14 protein-coding genes are annotated in these 17,688 nt (G+C 76.2%); 7 read left to right on the top strand and 7 right to left on the bottom strand.

Going from position 1 to position 17,688, the window contains the following annotated elements:
• The first annotated feature begins 140 nt into the window (after positions 1 to 140).
• From secA to ACPYO6_RS09240, 3 genes are all read left to right on the top strand, one after another.
• Positions 141 to 3,251: a preprotein translocase subunit SecA gene (gene secA / locus ACPYO6_RS09250; RefSeq protein WP_425714666.1), complete on the top strand. Its 3,111-nt coding sequence runs from the start codon at positions 141 to 143 to the stop codon at positions 3,249 to 3,251.
• Between the two features lie 353 nt (positions 3,252 to 3,604).
• Positions 3,605 to 4,762, top strand: coding sequence for an LLM class flavin-dependent oxidoreductase (locus tag ACPYO6_RS09245; RefSeq protein WP_425714566.1), 1,158 nt, complete (start codon positions 3,605 to 3,607; stop codon positions 4,760 to 4,762).
• A gap of 2 nt (positions 4,763 to 4,764) precedes the next feature.
• Entirely contained in the window at positions 4,765 to 5,481 is a 717-nt protein-coding gene (locus tag ACPYO6_RS09240; RefSeq protein WP_425714565.1) for a CE1759 family FMN reductase, read from the top strand.
• A gap of 119 nt (positions 5,482 to 5,600) precedes the next feature.
• Here the strand turns inward: ACPYO6_RS09240 and ACPYO6_RS09235 are convergent, their stop codons facing one another.
• Positions 5,601 to 6,176 (bottom strand): Rv3235 family protein, encoded by a 576-nt coding sequence (locus ACPYO6_RS09235; RefSeq protein WP_425714564.1) that lies wholly within the window; start codon positions 6,174 to 6,176, stop codon positions 5,601 to 5,603.
• A complete protein-coding gene (locus tag ACPYO6_RS09230) occupies positions 6,173 to 6,874 on the bottom strand; it encodes a LysM peptidoglycan-binding domain-containing protein (RefSeq protein WP_425714563.1) in 702 nt (233 codons plus the stop codon). Before ACPYO6_RS09230 ends, ACPYO6_RS09235 begins: the two co-directional genes overlap by 4 nt.
• 307 nt (positions 6,875 to 7,181) lie before the next feature.
• On the opposite strand from ACPYO6_RS09230, the gene ACPYO6_RS09225 reads away from it, so the two are divergent.
• Positions 7,182 to 7,697 (top strand): hypothetical protein, encoded by a 516-nt coding sequence (locus ACPYO6_RS09225; protein WP_425714562.1) that lies wholly within the window; start codon positions 7,182 to 7,184, stop codon positions 7,695 to 7,697.
• Positions 7,698 to 7,722: 25 nt separating this feature from the next.
• Here ACPYO6_RS09225 and ACPYO6_RS09220 read toward each other — a convergent pair whose 3' ends face one another.
• Positions 7,723 to 7,947, bottom strand: a complete 225-nt coding sequence (locus tag ACPYO6_RS09220) for a helix-turn-helix domain-containing protein (RefSeq protein WP_425714561.1) — start codon at positions 7,945 to 7,947, stop codon at positions 7,723 to 7,725.
• A 156-nt stretch (positions 7,948 to 8,103) separates the two neighbouring features.
• Here ACPYO6_RS09220 and ACPYO6_RS09215 point away from each other — a divergent pair, with 156 nt between their 5' ends.
• Genes ACPYO6_RS09215 through ACPYO6_RS09205 form a run of 3 tightly spaced genes read left to right on the top strand, consistent with a single transcriptional unit; the run spans position 8,104 to position 11,106 of the window.
• Positions 8,104 to 8,763, top strand: coding sequence for a hypothetical protein (locus ACPYO6_RS09215; protein WP_425714560.1), 660 nt, complete (start codon positions 8,104 to 8,106; stop codon positions 8,761 to 8,763).
• Entirely contained in the window at positions 8,760 to 10,652 is a 1,893-nt protein-coding gene (locus ACPYO6_RS09210; RefSeq protein WP_425714559.1) for a hypothetical protein, read from the top strand. Before ACPYO6_RS09215 ends, ACPYO6_RS09210 begins: the two co-directional genes overlap by 4 nt.
• Positions 10,653 to 10,659: 7 nt before the next feature.
• Complete coding sequence (locus tag ACPYO6_RS09205) at positions 10,660 to 11,106, top strand: DUF6912 family protein (RefSeq protein ID WP_425714558.1); 447 nt, start codon at positions 10,660 to 10,662, stop codon at positions 11,104 to 11,106.
• A gap of 82 nt (positions 11,107 to 11,188) precedes the next feature.
• On the opposite strand, the gene ACPYO6_RS09200 is transcribed toward ACPYO6_RS09205, so the two are convergent.
• The 4 genes from ACPYO6_RS09200 to rsgA form a co-directional block, all read right to left on the bottom strand.
• Positions 11,189 to 14,407, bottom strand: coding sequence for an AAA family ATPase (locus ACPYO6_RS09200; RefSeq protein ID WP_425714557.1), 3,219 nt, complete (start codon positions 14,405 to 14,407; stop codon positions 11,189 to 11,191).
• A complete protein-coding gene (locus ACPYO6_RS09195) occupies positions 14,407 to 15,603 on the bottom strand; it encodes an exonuclease SbcCD subunit D (RefSeq protein WP_425714556.1) in 1,197 nt (398 codons plus the stop codon). The genes ACPYO6_RS09200 and ACPYO6_RS09195 overlap by 1 nt, the downstream gene beginning before the upstream one ends.
• A 99-nt stretch (positions 15,604 to 15,702) precedes the next feature.
• A complete protein-coding gene (gene hisN / locus ACPYO6_RS09190; protein WP_425714555.1) occupies positions 15,703 to 16,509 on the bottom strand; it encodes a histidinol-phosphatase in 807 nt (268 codons plus the stop codon).
• On the bottom strand, positions 16,506 to 17,678 hold the full coding sequence (gene rsgA / locus ACPYO6_RS09185) for a ribosome small subunit-dependent GTPase A (RefSeq protein WP_425714554.1): 1,173 nt from the start codon (positions 17,676 to 17,678) through the stop codon (positions 16,506 to 16,508). The genes hisN and rsgA overlap by 4 nt, the downstream gene beginning before the upstream one ends.
• Positions 17,679 to 17,688 lie beyond the last annotated feature (10 nt).

Here is a 17,688-nt window from a genome sequence, read left to right as displayed (position 1 = left end):
GTGACCCGCCGTGCCCCGGGCCCGGTGCGGCACGCCTACCATGGCGGGTGGCGCGGCAGCTCGGCGCGCCCGCCCCGCCGGGGCGACGGACCACCTCACGGAGTGCCGCTGTGGCAACGATCCTCGACAAGATCCTGCGGATGGGCGAGGGGCGGGTCGTCAAGCGGCTCGGCACCATCGCCGACCAGGTCGACCTGCTCGAGGACTCCTTCGTCGACCTCACCGACGAGGAGCTGAAGGAGCAGACGACCGAGTTCCGGGAGCGCCTCGAGGACGGCGAGACGCTCGACGACATCCTCCCCGAGGCGTTCGCCGTCGTCCGTGAGGCCGCCCGCCGCGTGCTCGGCCAGCGGCACTACCGGGTGCAGATCATGGGTGGCGCCGCGCTCCACCAGGGCAACATCGCCGAGATGAAGACCGGTGAGGGCAAGACGCTGGTCGCCACGCTGCCGAGCTACCTCAACGCGCTCGAGGGCAAGGGCGTCCACGTCGTCACCGTCAACGACTACCTGGCCTCCTACCAGTCCGAGCTCATGGGGCGTGTCCACCGCTTCCTCGGCCTGACGACCGGCTGCATCCTCTCCGGTCAGACGCCCGCCCAGCGGCGCGAGATGTACGCGGCCGATATCACGTACGGCACGAACAACGAGTTCGGGTTCGACTACCTGCGCGACAACATGGCGCTGAGCACCGACGACCTCGTCCAGCGCGGTCACAACTTCGTCATCGTCGACGAGGTGGACTCGATCCTCATCGACGAGGCGCGCACCCCGCTCATCATCTCGGGCCCGGCCGAGGGCGACGTCAACCCCTGGTACGCGGCGTTCGCGAAGATCGCGCCGAAGCTCGAGGTGGACGTCGACTACGACGTCGACGAGAAGAAGCGGACCATCGGCATACTCGAGCCCGGCATCGAGAAGGTCGAGGACCTGCTCGGCATCGACAACCTCTACGAGTCGCTCAACACCCCGCTCATCTCGTTCCTCAACAACTCGCTGCGGGCCAAGGAGCTCTACCAGCGGGACAAGGACTACATCGTCGAGGGCGGCGAGGTGACGATCGTCGACGAGCACACGGGCCGTCGCCTGCGCGGACGCCGCTACAACGAGGGCATGCACCAGGCCATCGAGGCCAAGGAGGGCGTGAAGATCAAGGCGGAGAACCAGACGCTCGCCACGATCACGCTGCAGAACTACTTCCGGCTCTACGACACGCTCTCCGGCATGACCGGTACGGCCGAGACCGAGGCCGCCGAGTTCTCCTCGACGTACAAGATCGGCGTGGTGCCGATCCCGCCGAACAAGCCGATGATCCGCAAGGACGAGGGCGACCTCGTCTACAAGAACATCGAGCAGAAGTACAAGGCGATCGTCGCCGACGTCAAGGAGCGTCACGAGACCGGGCAGCCGGTCCTCCTCGGCACCACCTCGGTGGAGAAGTCCGAGCGGCTCTCGGAGCTGCTGTCGGAGGCCGGGGTCGCGCACGACGTCCTCAACGCCAAGCAGCACGAGCGTGAGGCCGCGATCGTCTCGGAGGCGGGCCGCAAGGGCGCCGTCACCGTCGCCACCAACATGGCCGGCCGAGGCACCGACATCATGCTCGGCGGCAACCCCGAGCACATCGCCCAGAACGTGCTGCGCGACCGGGGGCTCGATCCCACCGAGAACGCCGAGGAGTACGAGGCGGCGTGGGCCGAGACGCTCGAGGCCGCCCAGGAGCAGGTCAAGGACGAGCACCAGGCGGTGCTCGACGCCGGCGGGCTGTACGTCCTCGGCACCGAGCGGCACGAGTCGCGCCGCATCGACAACCAGCTGCGCGGCCGTGCCGGGCGTCAGGGCGACCCCGGCGAGTCCCGGTTCTACCTCTCGCTCGAGGACGACCTCATGCGGCTGTTCGGCTCCGGCCCGACCGCCCGCCTCATGGACAACGCGTCCTACCCCGACGACATGGCGCTCGAGCACAAGTGGGTGTCGTCGGGCATCCGGCGCGCCCAGGAGGCGATCGAGGCACGCAACTTCGAGCAGCGCAAGAACGTCCTCAAGTACGACGACGTGATGAACAAGCAGCGCACCGTCATCTACGAGCAGCGCCGCCGGGTGCTGCACGGCGAGGACATCGAGGACCAGGTGCGCACCTTCGCCTCCGACCTCGTGGACGCGATCGTCGACCAGCACGCGGGCGGCGGTGCGGCGGAGGACAGCGACCTCGACGCGATCCTCGGGGAGCTCGGTGCCTTCTACCCGGTGTCGGTGACCGAGGAGGACCTCGTCGACCAGGCCGGCCACCGTGACCGCGTGACGCCCGAGCTCCTGCGCACCGAGCTGCGCTCCGACATCTCGGTCGCCTACGACACCCGCGAGGAGGAGGTGGGGGAGGACCTCATGCGCCGCCTCGAGCGCCGCGTGGTCCTGTCCGTCCTCGACCGGCACTGGCGCGAGAACCTCTACGAGATGGACTACCTGCGCCAGGGCATCCAGCTCCGCGCCGCCGGTCAGCGCGACCCGCTGGTCGAGTACCAGCGCGAGGGCTTCACGTTCTTCCAGGCGATGAACGAGGCCATCCGCGAGGACACCGTCCGCTACGTGTTCAACCTCGAGATCAAGCCGGCCGGGCAGACGGCGGTCGACGCCTCCTCCGCCGCGGCCACGGCGGTCTCGGCCGCGGGCCGCGCGACGGCCGCTCCCCGCACCGGGGCGGCCGCTCCCCGCACGGGGACCGGCACCGCCGCGACCCAGAAGGCCGCGGCCGCCGGGTCCGCCTTCGCCGCGTCCGCGCTCGGCGGGGCCACGCCCGCGCCGCCCGTGCCCGGCGGAGGCGCGGCGGCCGGCGCCGCGATCGGCGCGCGGGGTGCCGCGTCGGCGTCCGCGAGCACGTCGGAGGACGCGTCCTCGGATGCCGGCGGGGCGCCGGAGGACTCCGCCTCGCTCGCCTCGGACGACGCCGCCGGGCTCGCCCCGGACGCCGCCGGCCTCGGCGAGGACGCCACGGGCGACGCCGACGACGCCCCGGCGGGCGAGGGGTCCGGCGCCACACCGACGGACGACGAGCTGCTCGGCCTGGACGCCCCGCGGCGCCCCACCGGGCTGACCTACTCGGGCACGAGCTCGGCGACGTCCGGTGCCGACGACGACGCGCCGACCCGTCGGCCGGCCCGAGGAGGCGACTCCGCCGCGGACGGCGACGGCGGGGCTGACGGGCTAAACCGCGCCCAGCGGCGCGCGCAGGCGAAGAAGGCCCGCAAGCGCGGCTGACGCAGGGTCCGGCCCCGAGCGGCCCGCGCCACCCCGACGACGGCGACCCACCACGGTGGGTCGCCGTCGTCGTTCGTGCGCCCGCCGGGCGACGCCTGCCGACCCGCCGGCGCCCGCCGACCTGCCGGCGCCCGCCGACCTGCCGGCGCCCGCCGACCTGCCGGCGCCCGCCGACCTGCCGGCGCCCGCCGACCTGCCGGCGCCCGCCGACCGGTCTCGCGGGCGCGTCCGTGCCCGCCCGGGCCGCGGTGTGACCTCCCTCCCGGCCGGCGGGGAATGAATGCGGGGGCGGCGACGTTGGCGGTAGTATCGATGCAAAAGCATCGAACCGAGCGAGCACGAGGAGGGGCGACATGCAGTTCGGAATCTTCACCGTCAGCGACGTCACGACGGACCCGACGACCGGCAGCACGCCGACGGACACCGAGCGGGTGCGCGCGATGCTCACCATCGCCGAGCACGCCGACGCCGCCGGGCTCGACGTCTTCGCCACCGGCGAGCACCACAACCCGCCGTTCGTCGCCTCCTCGCCGACCACGATGCTCGGCTACCTCGCGGCGCGGACCAAGAACATCATCCTGTCCACCTCGACCACCCTCATCACGACGAACGACCCGGTGAAGATCGCCGAGGACTACGCGATGCTCCAGGTCATCTCGGACGGGCGGATGGACCTCATGATGGGCCGTGGAAACACCGGCCCCGTCTACCCGTGGTTCGGCAAGGACATCCGCGAGGGCATCAACCTCGCGATCGAGAACTACGCGCTCCTGCGCCGGCTGTGGACCGAGGAGGTCGTCGACTGGTCGGGCAAGTTCCGCACCCCGCTCCAGGGCTTCAGGGCGACCCCCCGTCCGCTCGACGGCGTCGCGCCGTTCGTCTGGCACGGCTCGATCCGCAGCCCCGAGATCGCCGAGCAGGCCGCGTACTACGGCGACGGCTTCTTCCACAACAACATCTTCTGGCCGATGCGGCACACGAAGCGGATGGTGCAGTTCTATCGCGAGCGCTACGAGCACTACGGCCACGGTCAGGCTGACCAGGCGATCGTCGGGCTCGGCGGTCAGGTCTTCATGCGCGCGAACAGCCAGGACGCGAAGACGGAGTTCCGCCCCTACTTCGACAACGCGCCCGTCTACGGCCACGGCCCGACGATGGAGCAGTTCACCGCCGAGACGCCGCTGACCGTCGGCTCGCCCCAGGAGGTCATCGACCGCTACGGGAAGATGTGGGAGAACGTCGGCCACTACCAGCGCCAGCTCTTCCTCATCGACCACGCGGGCCTGCCGCTCAAGACGGTGCTCGAGCAGATCGACCTCCTCGCCACCGAGGTGGTCCCGGCCCTGCGCAGGGAGGCCGAGTCGACCCGCCCCGCGCACGTGCCTGCCGCCGCCCCCACCCACGCCGAGCGCGTCGCCGCCGCCCTCGCCGGCGGGACGGCCGGCGCGGCCCACGTGGGCGGCACCGGCGACGACGTCACCGGCCGCCGCGCCGAGGATCTGGAGGTCTGAGCATGACGTTCCCCTTCGACCTGCCCGACGACGACGCCGCGCGCGAGGCCGGCCCGGGCCCCCTGGGCGACGACCGCGCCGCGGCCGGAGCTCCCGGCCGGCGCATCGTGTCGGTCTCGGCCGGGACCTCGCAGCCGTCCTCGACGCAGATGCTCGCCGACCGGCTCGGCCAGGCCACCGTCACCGCCCTGCGGGAGCAGGGGGTCGCGGCCGAGGTGACGACCGTGGACCTGCGCGACCATGCCCACGACATCCTCAACGCGATGCTCACCGGGGTGCGGACGGGCGCCCTGGAGGACGCGATGTCCGCGACAGCCTCGGCCGACGGGCTCGTGGTGACGACCCCGGTCTACTCCGGGTCGTACTCCGGCCTGCTCAAGATGTTCCTCGACATCCTCGACCAGGGGGCGATCGACGGCACGCCGCTGCTCATCGGCGCGACCGGCGGGACCCCGCGGCACTCGCTCGCGATCGACTACGCGGTGCGGCCGCTCGTGGCCTACCTGCGGGGACGCGCGATGTCGACCGGCGTGTACGCCGCGACGGACGACTGGGCCGGCGACGCCGAGGGGCGCGACGGCGGCAGCCTGCCCGGCCGCATCGCCCGCGCCGGCGGCGAGCTGGCCACGGCCGTGGCGGCCGCCGACCCGCGGAACACGGCCGACGAGTTCGACGCCGTCCCCGACTTCTCCTCGATGCTCCGGTCGATGGGGGCCTGACCCCGCGACACCGACGGCGCCGGGCCCCGTGGCCCGGCCGCCCACCCGCTGCCGGACGGCCGTGACCTCCCCCCGGGGTCACGGCCGTCCGGTCGTCCGGGTCGCGCGTCGCCCGCCGGTCAGCCGATCTCGAGGGCCACGGCCCGCCAGCGCGAGCGGAACGCCTCGAGCCGGACGGCGGCCGCCCGCACCCGCTCGCCGTCGTGGAGGACGACGCTGACCTCGCGGGCACGCTCGCTCGGCGCGCACCCGTGCACGTGCCGGACGGCGACGTGCCGGACGAGTCGCGGGCGTCCCTGGAGGCGGCCGGCGAGCCCGACCCGCCGCGACAGCGACTCGTAGAGGTCCGGGGCGAGCCACCGGGACAGCTGCGCCGCCGACCGGGAGCCGAGCAGCGCCTCGACCGCGTGCTGGGCGATCCCGGCCGCCAGGCGGTCGAGCCCCTCGTCGGTCGACGGGGCATGCTCGCCGGTCGGCTCCTCCTCGAACTGCTCGGCGCCCCTGCGGCACTCGCCGCTGAAGCGCACCCGGTCCCACGGCCGCTCGTCGGAGGTGCGCGGGGCGTGAGGTGCCACGGCGGGTCCGGTGCGCGGCGTCGTGCGGGTGACACGGCCGGGGGCGTCGGGGACCGCCGCGAGCCGGGGTCCCGACGGGAGGGGGACCGGACGGAGCTCGTGGGTGGGCTGGGCGCTCATCGGGACTCCAGGGCGGCGGGCACCGTCAGGTGGGTGCCGGGGCGGACGAGATGGGGGTCGGCGCCGACCGCATCGGCGTTGGCCGCGTAGAGCTCGGGCCATGCCTCGGCGATCTCCGCACTGGTGGCCGAGGGGCCGAGGTGGTCCTCGGTGATCGTCCAGAGGGAGTCACCCGGCGCGACGGTGTACGCCGACGTCGCCGGCTCGTTCCCCGTGGGCTCGTCGCCCGCCGGCTCGGCCTCCGCGGGCGACGGGCCGTCGACCCAGGGCCCGCCGGGGGTGTCGGGGGCGTCCGGCACCTCCGGGAGGGTGGGGACCGCCGGCAGGTCGGGCCCGTCGCCGGTGCCCTCCGGTCCGCCCGTGGTCGCCCCGGCGGGCGCGACGGCCAGCCCCAGGGACAGGCCCGCCACCGCGCTGCCCGTGGCGACGCGCCGCAGCACAGGAGCGCCGATGCTGCCGACGAGACCTGTCAGCGATCGGCGCAGGTGGGCGCCCGCCCCCGCCCGCGGGAGCAGGAGCACGCCGAGGCCCGCGATCGCCGTGAGCGCGTACCAGGCGGCCGCCGCGGCGCCGGCCACGAGGAGCGGCCCCGCCACGAGGTCGGGCACGTCGTTCGCGCCGAGCACCGGCCGGGCGGCCAGGTCGACGACCGCCCTCCACCCGGTCCGGCCGAGCCCGACGGCGAGCGGGGCGGTCACCGCGGCGGTCGCCAGGAGGGCGAGGGCGGTGCCGCCGACCCGTGCCGGGCGCCCGTCGCCGGGCGGTGGTGCCGATCGCGCGTGCGGTCTCGGTTCTCTCGTGCGCTCGCTCCGTGCCATGTCGCCGCCGTCCCGCCGAACGTGTCCGTTCGTGCTCGTTCGTGTCGAATGATGGCTGAACGCTGGCACAGGTGTGACGAGATGCGCAAGGGTGTCGGCGTGTCGCGCGGGACGATGCCGTCCGGCGTTCGTGAGATCCGTGCGTCGTCCGGGCCCACGGTGGCGCGCGACGACCTAGGTTGGCCGGGTGGCGTGGGAGGACCTGCTGCTCGCGGACCTGTCCGGCGAGCTCGAGGCGGAACGGCGGGCGGAGCAGCTCGCGGAGGCGGGCGAGCTCGTCGAGGCGGAGGCCGCCACGGTCACGCTCGAGGTCCGCTGGCGGGCGCGCACGGGTGCCGAGCTGTCGATCGCGCTACCGGGTGGGGACGACGTCGCCGGCACCCTGCTCGACGCCAACGCTCACTGGCTGCTCCTCGCCCAGGGGGAACGCCGCGCCCTCGTCCCCGCGCACGCCGTGGTCGCGGTGCGCGGGCTCGGACGGACGGCGGGGGCCGCAGGCGTGGTCGCCGCCCGGCACTCGTTCGCCGCCGCGCTGCGCAGGATCGCGCGCGCCGGCTCGGTCGTGCGGCTCGACGACACGGCCGGCGGACGCACCGGCCGGATCGTGCGCGTCGGCGCCGACCACCTCGACCTGCTCACCGACCCGGGCGCGCACGTGGTCGCCGTCGCGCTCGCGGCCGTGCACGTGGTGCGGACGGCGTGACCACCCCGGCGCCGGGGCGGGTGGGTCAGCCCTCGGCCGACTCCTCGACCGCCTGGTCGGCCGGCCTCGCCTCCGCCTGCGCGTACAGGCGGGAGATGTACGCCTCGAGCTGGACGTCCTCGATGCGCCACAGTCCCTTGCCGCCGATCTGCACGCCGACGAGCTCCTTGCTCCGCAGGAGGGCGCGCACCTGCGAGACCGAGAGCTGGAGCTGCTCGGCGACGTCGGCGATGGTGAGGAAGCGGGCCACGGGTCCAGTATCGCCGCTTCGGCGGCCCGGCGCGTGCAGGATGTGGACGGAAGGTCGCGCGGCGCGTCGCGGTGCGGGGCTGTGGATGACGCCGGCGGGCCCGGTCGGGGGCCGGGACGATGGGCCGACGTGCCAGGTGAGCAAGGGGGAGCTCGGATGACGGAGAACGCGGGGACGGCCCGGCGGATGCGACGGCCCGGGTGGCGGGACCCACGCCTCGGCGTGGGCGTGCTGCTCGTGGCGGCCTCGGTCGGGATCGGCGTCTGGGCGGTCGACAGCGCGGGCGGGACGACCGAGGTGTGGGCGGCCGCCGACGTCGTCACCCCGGGCGAACGCCTGGCGGAGGCCGGCCTCGAGGTCGTCGAGGTCAACGTCGGGTCGGCGGGGGACCACTACCTCGTGGCCGACGGCGACCTGCCCGACCACCTCGTGGCCACCCGTCTCGTCGGGGCCGGCGAGCTCGTCCCGCTCGCCGCGACGGGTGAGGCGACCGAGCAGGACCTGCGCCCCGTCGTCGTCCCGGTCGGTGCCGCGCTGCCGTCCGGGCTCGGGGCAGGCTCGACCGTCGACCTCTGGCGCGCCCCGAGGGCCGCCGTCGGGGACCGCTCCGAGGAGGTCGCGCCCCCGGTCGTCCTCGCGCCCGAGGTCCTCGTCGTCGACATCGGCACCGAGGAGGGCGTGTTCGCCGCGACGGGCGGGGCGAGCGTCGAGCTCCTCGTCCCCGCCGAGCTCGTCGAGGACGTCCTCGGCGCGGTCGCCGCGGGCGAGGAGCTGACCGTGGTCCCGCACCACGCCGCCGGTGTGGAGGGCTCGTGAGCCACGGGATCCTGCTCGCGCTCACCGAGGGCGAGGCCGAGGTGGTGCGGGCGATCGACGCGCCCGGTTCCGGCGCGCGGGTCGTCCGGCGGTGCGCGGACCTGCCCGAGCTGCTCGGCGGGGTCGGGGCCGGGATCGGCACCGTCGCCGTGGTCGGCAGCCGGGTGGACGGGGTCGACCGCGCGTCGATCGGACGCCTGGTCGCGGCGGGTGCACGCGTGCTGCTCGTCGGCCCGGCCGCGGAGGCCGGCCGGCTCGCCCAGCTCGGTGCGCACGCGGTGGCGGCGGAGTCGGACGAGCCGGGGACGCTCGCCGCGATGGCGATCGCTCTCGCCCGAGGTGAGAACGTCCGGGGGCGGCCGGGCGAGCGGGTGCCCGGTCGCCCGGGGGACGGGGCCGCGGGCCCGGGCGGACACGCGCCCGACGGCGACAGGCCACCGCCGGCGGGCCTCCCGACCACGGTGGCGGTCCCGGACTCGGTGCCCGAGGCCTGGACCCGCGAGGGCGCCGGCGGCCCCAGAGGTCCTTCCGCACACGGAGGCGGGAGCGGGAGCGGGGCCGGGAGCGCACGCAGGAGCGGGGGTGACGCGGGCTCGGGCGGTGGTGACGAGGCGGCACCCCGGACACCCGAGCGGCCGACCAGCCGGCGCGCGCTGCACCGCCCCGACGCCCCGGCCCGGCCGGCCCTCGGGGAGGACGCCGGGCCGGACGGAGCGGCGACGCCGTCGGAGGCGGGCCGTCCGGACGCCGCGGCGGGCGGCACGGCGGCCGGCTCCCCGTCGTCCCGCCCCGCTGACCAGGCGTCTCCGGAGCCGACCTCGCCGGAGCCGACCTCGCAAGGTTCGGGCGCTTCGGGTTCGGGAGACCCGGGCGGCGACACGGACGACGCGGTCATCTCGGAGGTGCCGTGGTGGTTGTCCTCCGGCGGCAGCTCACCCACGGTTCCGGCGCCGACGCCCCCCGCGGGCACCCCCGAGGAGGTCGTGGACGAGGCCGGACCGCCGCCCGTCATCGAGCCCGAGGAGGCGCCGGGGCGGATCGTCGTGGTCTGGGGCGCGCGCGGTGCGCCCGGCCGCACGACCCTCGCCGTCAACCTCGCGGCGGAAGCCGCCGCCCTCGGCGTCCGTGCGGTGGTCGTCGACGCGGACACCGAAGCGCCGGCGCTCGCCCAGGTCCTCGGGATCCCCGACGACATCTCGTCGATCGCGGCCGTGACGCGTCACGCGACGCACGGCCGCCTCGACGCCGACGTCGCGCGTTCCGCCCTCGCCGAGGTCTCCGACAACCTCCGTGCGCTCACAGGCCTGACCAGGCCCGACCGGTGGCGCGAGCTCGAGACCGCATCGCTCGAGTCGGTCTGGGAGGTGCTCCGCGAGGTCGCGCCGCTCGTCGTCGTCGACGTCGCCGCCGGGGCCGAGCAGGGTGACGGGACGGACTTCGGACCGGTCCGCCACCAGGCCACGCTGTCGGCGCTCGCCGCCGCGGACGAGGTCGTGGTCGTGGGCGCGGGCGACCCGGTGGGAGTGCGCCGGCTCGTGCTCGCGCTCACCGACCTGCGCGAGCGGGACCTCGCCCCGGACGCCCGACGCAGCGTGGTCGTCAACCGCGTGCGCCGGGCCGCCGCCGGGCCCGACCACGAGCGCGCGGTCCGCGAGGCCCTGTGGCGCTACGGCGGCGACCAGGAGCCGGTCCTCGTGCCCGACGACCCGTCGACCGCCGACGCCGCGCTGCTCGCCGGCGCGACCTGGCGCGAGCAGTCGCACTCGAGCGCGGCACGCAAGGCGGTCGAGGCCCTCGCCCGGCGCGTGCTCGACCTCCCGGCGGGCAGCACCACGCGCTCGCGCTGGTGGCGGCGTGGCGCGCGACCCGCGCCGACCGTCGCGGGATGATCGCCCCGTGCGCATCTACCTGCCCGCGACGCCCGCCGAGCTCGCCGCCGACCCCGCCGCCACCCGCGCCCACGCCGTGACGGCCGACCTCGTCTCCGCCGTGCCGGACGAGGACGAGGAGGGGCTGGAGGTCATCGCCCTCCTCGCCGCCGCGGACGACTCCGTGCGCCGCCTCGCCGAGCTCGGCGAGGGCCCGCCCGCCCGGCGGGTCGTCCTGGCCGCCGACGTGCCCGAGGGTTCCGCGACGCCCGAGCCCGGCGACCTGCCGAGCCTCGTGCGGCTCGACGCCCCGATCGGCTGGGAGTCGGTGGCGGCGATCCACGTGGACGAGGAGTCCGCCGAGGTCGAGGTCGCAGCGGCGGTGGCCGGGGACGACGACGCGTTCGAGCGCGTCGCCGAGCTCGACCTCCTCTGGTTCGACCCTTCCGAGCGTGCCGCGATCCTCGGCGCCTGACCTGCGCGATCGGGGCGCCCGTCCGGCGTCCTGACCGACCGTCCGGCTCCCGGACCGGCAGGAGGGCCAGCGGCCGCGACGTTCAGTCGCCCGCCCGGACCGTCAGCGTCGATCCTCGTCCGTCGCCGCGGTGGCGCACCGTGACCTGGTCGGGGATCCGTTGCTTGAGCTCGGCGACGTGGCTGATGAGGCCCACCGTGCGGCCGTGGTCCCGGAGCGCGCCGAGCTCGTTCATCACCGAGTCGAGGGTCTCCGGGTCGAGGGTGCCGAACCCCTCGTCGACGAACAGGGTGCCGAGCTCGATGCCGCCGGACTCGGCGCCGACCACGTCCGCGAGACCGAGTGCCAGGGCGAGCGAGACGTAGAAGGTCTCCCCGCCGGAGAGCGTGCGGGTCGCGCGCGGGGCGTCGGTGTGAGTGTCGAGCACCTCGAGCCCGAGCCCGACCGCGCGGGCCCGGACGCCTTCCTCCCGGTCGTCGGTGCGTCGGAGCACGTACCGGCCCGCGGACATCGACGCGAGGCGGTCGTTGGCCGCGGCGAGCACCTCCTCGAAGCGGCGGAGGAGCACGTAGGTGGCGAGGGTGACGCCGGTCCGGGACTCGCGACCGGCTGCGAGGTCCGCCACGCGCACGAGCGGCGCATCGGCGAGAGCGCGGGCGGCGTGCCGCTCGAGCTCGGCCCGCAGCGTCTCGACGGCGCCGGTCGTGCTGGTCAGGGTGCGGCGCGCGGCGTCGTGGGCGGCGGCGGCCGCCTCGAGGACCGTGGCGGCGTCCTCGCGCGCGGCTGCCGCGGCCGCGGGGTCGGCGCTCGCGTCCTCCGCGAGACCGGCGATCTCGGTCTCCGCGAGGCCGGCCGTCACCCGGGCCGTCTCGGCCTCGTGGTGGGAGACCCGGCGCTCCGCGGCGGCCCGCTCGCCGTCGGGCAGCACGGCGGCGCGGGCGCTCGCGGCGTCGGCGAGCTCGGAGGCGGCGAGGTCCGCCGCGGCCCGGTCCCGGGTGTCCGCGGCCGCGCGGCGGCGGTCGAGGAGCGTCCGGACGGCCTCGGCGAGGCCGCGCGCCCGTGCGGCGCGGGTGCCGAGCGCCGCGGCCCGGTCCGCGACCGACCCGTGGGCGCCGCGGGCGGCGACGACGGCCTCCTCGTCCTCGGTGAGGGCGGCGCGCAGCGACTCGATGGCCGCGATCAGCGACGCCCGCTCGGTCTCGTCGGCCGTGCGGAGCTCCGCCTCCCGCGCCGCGCGGACGTCGTGGGCGGCCAGCGACTCGTCGAGCCGGACCACCTCGGCGGCCTGCTGCTCGGCGAGGCGCACGGCCTCCCGGGCGGCGGTGAGCGCCTGCGTGGCGTCGTCGACGCTCCGGTCCCCGGCGGCCTCCGCGGCGGCACGGACCTGCTCCTCGGCCGCGGCCCTCGTGGACGAGGCGGCCGACAGGGCGCGGTCGGCGCCGGCGCGCGACTCCTCGGCCGCCGCGAGGTCCTCCTCCCCGACGGGGCTGTCCGAGTCGGGGCTCGGGGCAGGGTGGTCGAGCGACCCGCACACCGGGCACGGCGCCCCGTCCGTCAGCTCGCGCGCGAGCCGGCCGGCGACCTGGTCGCGCCAGCGGGCGCGGAGGTCGTTCTCGTGCCCCTGCGCCTCCTCGGCCGTCGTGCGGGCCGCGTCGAGCGCCTCGGTCGCGGCGGCGAGCTCCGCGCGGCGCCGCTCGGCCAGGCGAGCGGCGGCGAGTCGCGTCTCGGCGTCGTCGGTCGCCGCGCGTGCCCCCGAGAGCTCGGCGGCGGCGTTCTGCGCCGTCGCCCGACGCTCGACGATCGCCGCCCGCGCCTCGGGCAGGCCGGCGAGGACGGTCGCCCGGTCGGCGAGCCGGCGGTCGAGGTCGCCGACTGAGCGCTCCGTGGCCGCGAGGCGCTCCCGGCGCGCGGCGAGCCCTGCCTCCGTCGCGACCAGCGCGGACAGTCGGCCCTGCTCGGCGGTCGCCCGCTGGCGCTCGTCCTCGAGCCGGTCGGCGTGCGCGGCGAGGTCGGTGTCGACCTCGGCGTCCGGGTCGGCGGCCGCCCCGGTGTCGAGACCGGCGTCGACCAGGACCGAGTCGACCAGGCCCGAACCGACGGGGCTCGTGCCGAGGGGGTCGTCGCCCCCGCCCTCCCCGCCGCGGGGAGCGTCCGCGACACGAGAACGACCCTCGACACGTGAAGCCTCGTCGTCGCGGGCCTCCCGCGCCTCCCGGACGCGCCGGTCGAGCCCCTGAGCCGCACCCTCGAGCGCCTCCCGCGCGCGGTCGGCGGCATCGAGCGCGACGACGACGGGCCGGGCGCCGGCGTGCGCGGCCAGGGCGGCGCGGGTGCGGGCGACGTCCTCCGCGGCCGCGGCCAGCTCGTCCCGGCCCGCGCGCAGGGCGGTGCGCCGCTCGATCGCCCGGGCGACCTGGCGCTCCGTGTCGAGCGTCTCCTGCGCAGCGCGGTCCGCTGCCCGGGCCGCCTCGTGCGCGGTTCCCGCGGCCGCCCGCTCGTCGGTGAGCCGCGCGAGCAGGGGCCCGACTATCGCCTCGACCCCGTCTGCGTCGAACGCCTCCGCGGCGGCCACGAGCGCCGCACGCTCCGTCTCGCCCGGCCGCGCGTGCTCGGCGACCGCCGAGGCGGCGCGGCCGGCGGACTGCGCCGCACGCTCCGTCGAGGCGCGAGCCTCCCGGGCGCGGTCCGCGAGGAGTGACTGGACGTCGTCGTACAGCGAGGTGGCGAAGATCTGCCGGAGCACCTGCTGGCGGTCGGCCACGCCGGCGCGGAGGAACCGCGCGAACTGCCCCTGGGGGAGCACGACCGTCTGCGTGAACTGCTCCTTGGTCAGGCCGAGGATCGAGCCGAGCTCGGTGCCGACCTCCTGGACGCCCGCCGAGACCGGCTCGCCCGGCGGGTCCTCGCCTGCGGGGACGCCCGAGAGGTCGTCCGACGCGAGCCGCCACAGGCGCGCCGTGGGGTTGACGGTCGTCGTGCCGCTCCCGCGCTGCTTGGGGCGCTCGAACGACGGCGTGCGGCGGATCCGGTAGACGCCACGGGCGGTCGACAGGACGAGGTCGACCACCGGCTCGACGCCGGGCTCCGCGTGCTGCGAGTGCATCCGCGAGCGGTGCGACCCCCCGGAGTCGGCCACGTCGCCGTACAGCGCGAACACGATCGAGTCGATGATCGTCGTCTTGCCCGAGCCGGTCGGCCCCTCGAGGAGGAAGAGGCCCGAGGCGCCGAGGGCGTCGATGTCGATCGTGTGCCGGCCGGGGAACGGCCCCACGGCCTCGATGGTCAGGCGGTGGAGCCGCATCAGGCGGACCTCCGCATCGCCTCGGCGGCCTCGACCGCGGAGCCGAGCGCGGCCCGCTCGGCGGCCGTCGCCTCCGCCCCGCCCGCGTCGGCCACGAACTGGGCGGCGATCTCGACCGGGTCCTCCGCGGCCGTCACCCGGACCGGGCCGCCGAGCGGCACGGCCCCCTCGGGCTCGTGGGCGAGGACGAGCAGGTGGGGGAGGTGGTCGAGGAGCCGGGCGCGCATGTGGGCGGGCCGCGCGGCGTCGGTGACGGTCACCCGCACGTGGTCCTCGGCGTGGTGGTCGAACGCCCCCGAGGTCAGCTCGTCGATCGTCCCGCGCAGCGTGGTCAGCCGGCGCAGCACGGGAGCCTCGACGAGCTCGGGCTCCGAGCCCGGCGCGCCGAGGTCGACGAGCACGCTCGACTTCACGTGGTGCTCCTCGGAGAACGAGAACGCCACCGGCGAGCCGGAGTACCGCGCCGGCACGTCCCCGCCGACCCGCTGCGGGCCGTGCAGGTGCCCGAGCGCCGCGTAGTCGATCGTCGCCTCGGGATGGGCGAGCGCGCCCGAGGGCACCACCTCGACGCCGCCGACCCTCAGGTCTCGCTCCGACTCGCTCGCCTGGCCGCCGGCCACGAACGCGTGCGCCATGAGGACGGCGGGCACCCGGGTGGGGTCCGCCGTTCGCCGTCGGGCGAGGTCCGCGTGGACGCGGCCCATGGCCGCGGTGACCACCCCCTCGTGGCTGCGCGGCGGCAGGAGCGGTGCGCCGTCCGGCCCGGCCTCGGCGAGGTCGGCGCGCGCCATGTCCGGGTCGAGGTAGGGGAGCGGGTAGACGTAGGCGCCGACCCCGCCGTCCGCGCCGGGAAGGATCGTCGGCCGTGCGACGTCCGCGACCCGGGTGCGGATCGACAGGCGCTCGTCGAGGAGCGCGGCGGAGAAGCCGAGCCGCACGGCCGAGTCGTGGTTGCCCGGCGTGAGGACCACGCGGGTGAGCTCGGTCAGCCGGGCGAGCGCCTCGGAGAGCTGCGTGATCGACGAGGTCGGGGGGATCGCCCGGTCGTAGACGTCCCCGGCGACGAGCACCGCGTCGACCCGCTCGGCGGCCACGACCTCGACGAGGTGGTCGAGGTAGGCCTGGTGCGCCTCGGTGAGGTCGACGCCGTGCAGCGTCCGGCCCAGGTGCCAGTCCGAGGTGTGCAGGATCCGCATGCGCTCACGGTAGGCGGAGCCGCCGACACCGTGCCGGCGTCGTCACCAGGGCGGGCGCGTCACGAGGGCGAGCGCCGGTGCCCGGTGCCGGGCCGGTTCTCAGTCCTCCTGGCCCGAGAGGATCTCGAGCACGAGGTCGTGGAGGTGCCCGTTGGTCGCGACCGCGTCGGACCCCCACGGGCCGTCCTCGCCGTCGAGCGAGGTGAACCGGCCGCCGGCCTCGGTGATGATCGGGACGAGCGCGACCATGTCGTGCAGCGCGAGCTCCGGCTCGGTCGCGATGTCCACCGCGCCCTCGGCGAGCAGCATGTAGCTCCAGAAGTCGCCGTAGGCGCGGGTGCGCCAGCACTCCTGCGCGAGCGAGAGGAAGGCCCGCAGCCGGCCGCGCTGCGCCCAGCCGCCCAGGGACGAGTAGGACAGGGAGGCGTCGGCGACCTCGGGCACGGCGGAGACGTGGATCTGCCTCGCCGAGGACAGGGAGCGGCCGGTCCAGGCGCCGGTCCCGGACCCCGCCCACCAGCGGCGCTGGAGCGCCGGGGCGGAGACCACGCCGAGCACGACCTCGCCGTCCTCGACCAGCCCGATGAGCGTGGCCCACACGGGGACGGCGCGGACGAAGTTCTTCGTCCCGTCGATCGGGTCGATGACCCACTGCCGCTGGGAGTGGCCGGTGGCGCCCATCTCCTCGCCGATGATCGCGTCGCGCGGGCGGGTGCGGGCCAGCTGGGCACGCACGAGCTCCTCCGCGCCGCGGTCGGCATCGGTGACGGGGGTGAGGTCGGGCTTGGACGTGACCTCGAGGTCGACGGCGCCGAACCTCGCCGTCGTGTGGGCGTCCACCTGGTCGGCGATCACGTGGGCGAGGCGCAGGTCGTCGTCGATACGCCTGGTGGGGCCGGTGCTCATCGCTCGACCGTACCCGGCCCGCCGTGCAACGCCGCCGCCAACCGCCGGAAGGACTCCAGGCGCGCCGCGCGCGCGTCCGCCGCCACGCCGTCCGCCGGGTGCGCGCCCGCCGTGCCGCCGCCCGCCGCGTCCGTCCCGGGCTCACGGGCCCCGACCACCCATGCGTCGAGCGCGCAGTCGGGGGAGTCGGCCGCGTGCGTGCAGCCGCGCGGGCACTGCTCGGCGGCCTCCGCGAGGTCGGCGAACCCGGCGAGCAGGGAGCCCGCGGAGACGTGGGCGAGCCCGAACGAGCGCACCCCCGGTGTGTCGATGACCACGCCCCCGCCGGGGAGCTCGAGCGCCACGGCCGAGCTGGAGGTGTGCCGGCCCCGGCCCGTGACCTCGTTGACGTGACTCGTGGCGCGCTCGGCGTCCGGGACGAGCGCGTTGACGAGCGTCGACTTGCCGACCCCGGAGTGTCCGACGAGCACGGTCGAGCGCCCGGCGAGCAGCTCGCGGACCTCGGTCAGGCCGTCGTCCCGGGCGGGCGTACCCGTCGCCCCGGAGCCGTCCGTCGCCGCGGGCACGTCCGCCGGCCCGGCCGTGTCCTCGCCCGCCGTGTCCATGCCCCCGACGACGACGAACCGCGCGTCGAGCGCCGCGTACGCCGCCAGCAGCTCCTCGGGCCCGGTCAGGTCGGCCTTGGTGAGCACGAGGAGCGGGTCCATCCCGGCGTCGTAGGCGGCCACGAGGAACCGGTCGATCATCCGGGGCCGCGGCGGCGGGTCGGCGAGCGCGGTGACGATCGCCAGCTGGTCGGCGTTGGCCACCACGGGCCGCTCGACCCCGACCGTGTCCCCGTCCTCGGCGCTGCGCCGCAGCACGGTCCGCCGCTCGCGGACGGCCACCATCCGGGCGAGCGTGTCGACGTCGCCGGTCACGTCTCCCACGAGGGCGACCTCGTCCCCGACGACGATCGCCGTCCGCGTCCGGTTGAGCTCGCGCGCCTTGACGGCGGTGACCCGGGTGCCCTCGGCCGTCCGGACGCGGTAGCGGCCGCGGTCGACCGCGAGCACGGTCCCGTCGGTGGCATCCTCGTGGGCGGGCCGGGTCTTCGTGCGCGGGCGCGTCCCCCTCCCGGGGCGGACCCGGACCCGCTCGTCGTCGGTCCCGACGTCCCGGCGGCTCACGCGCGCGACC

The organism is Georgenia sp. Z1344, from assembly GCF_049856295.1.
GTDB lineage: Bacteria > Actinomycetota > Actinomycetes > Actinomycetales > Actinomycetaceae > JB111.
The sequence above is the reverse complement of the archived record's forward strand: the minus strand, read 5'-3'. Positions and strand labels throughout refer to the sequence as shown.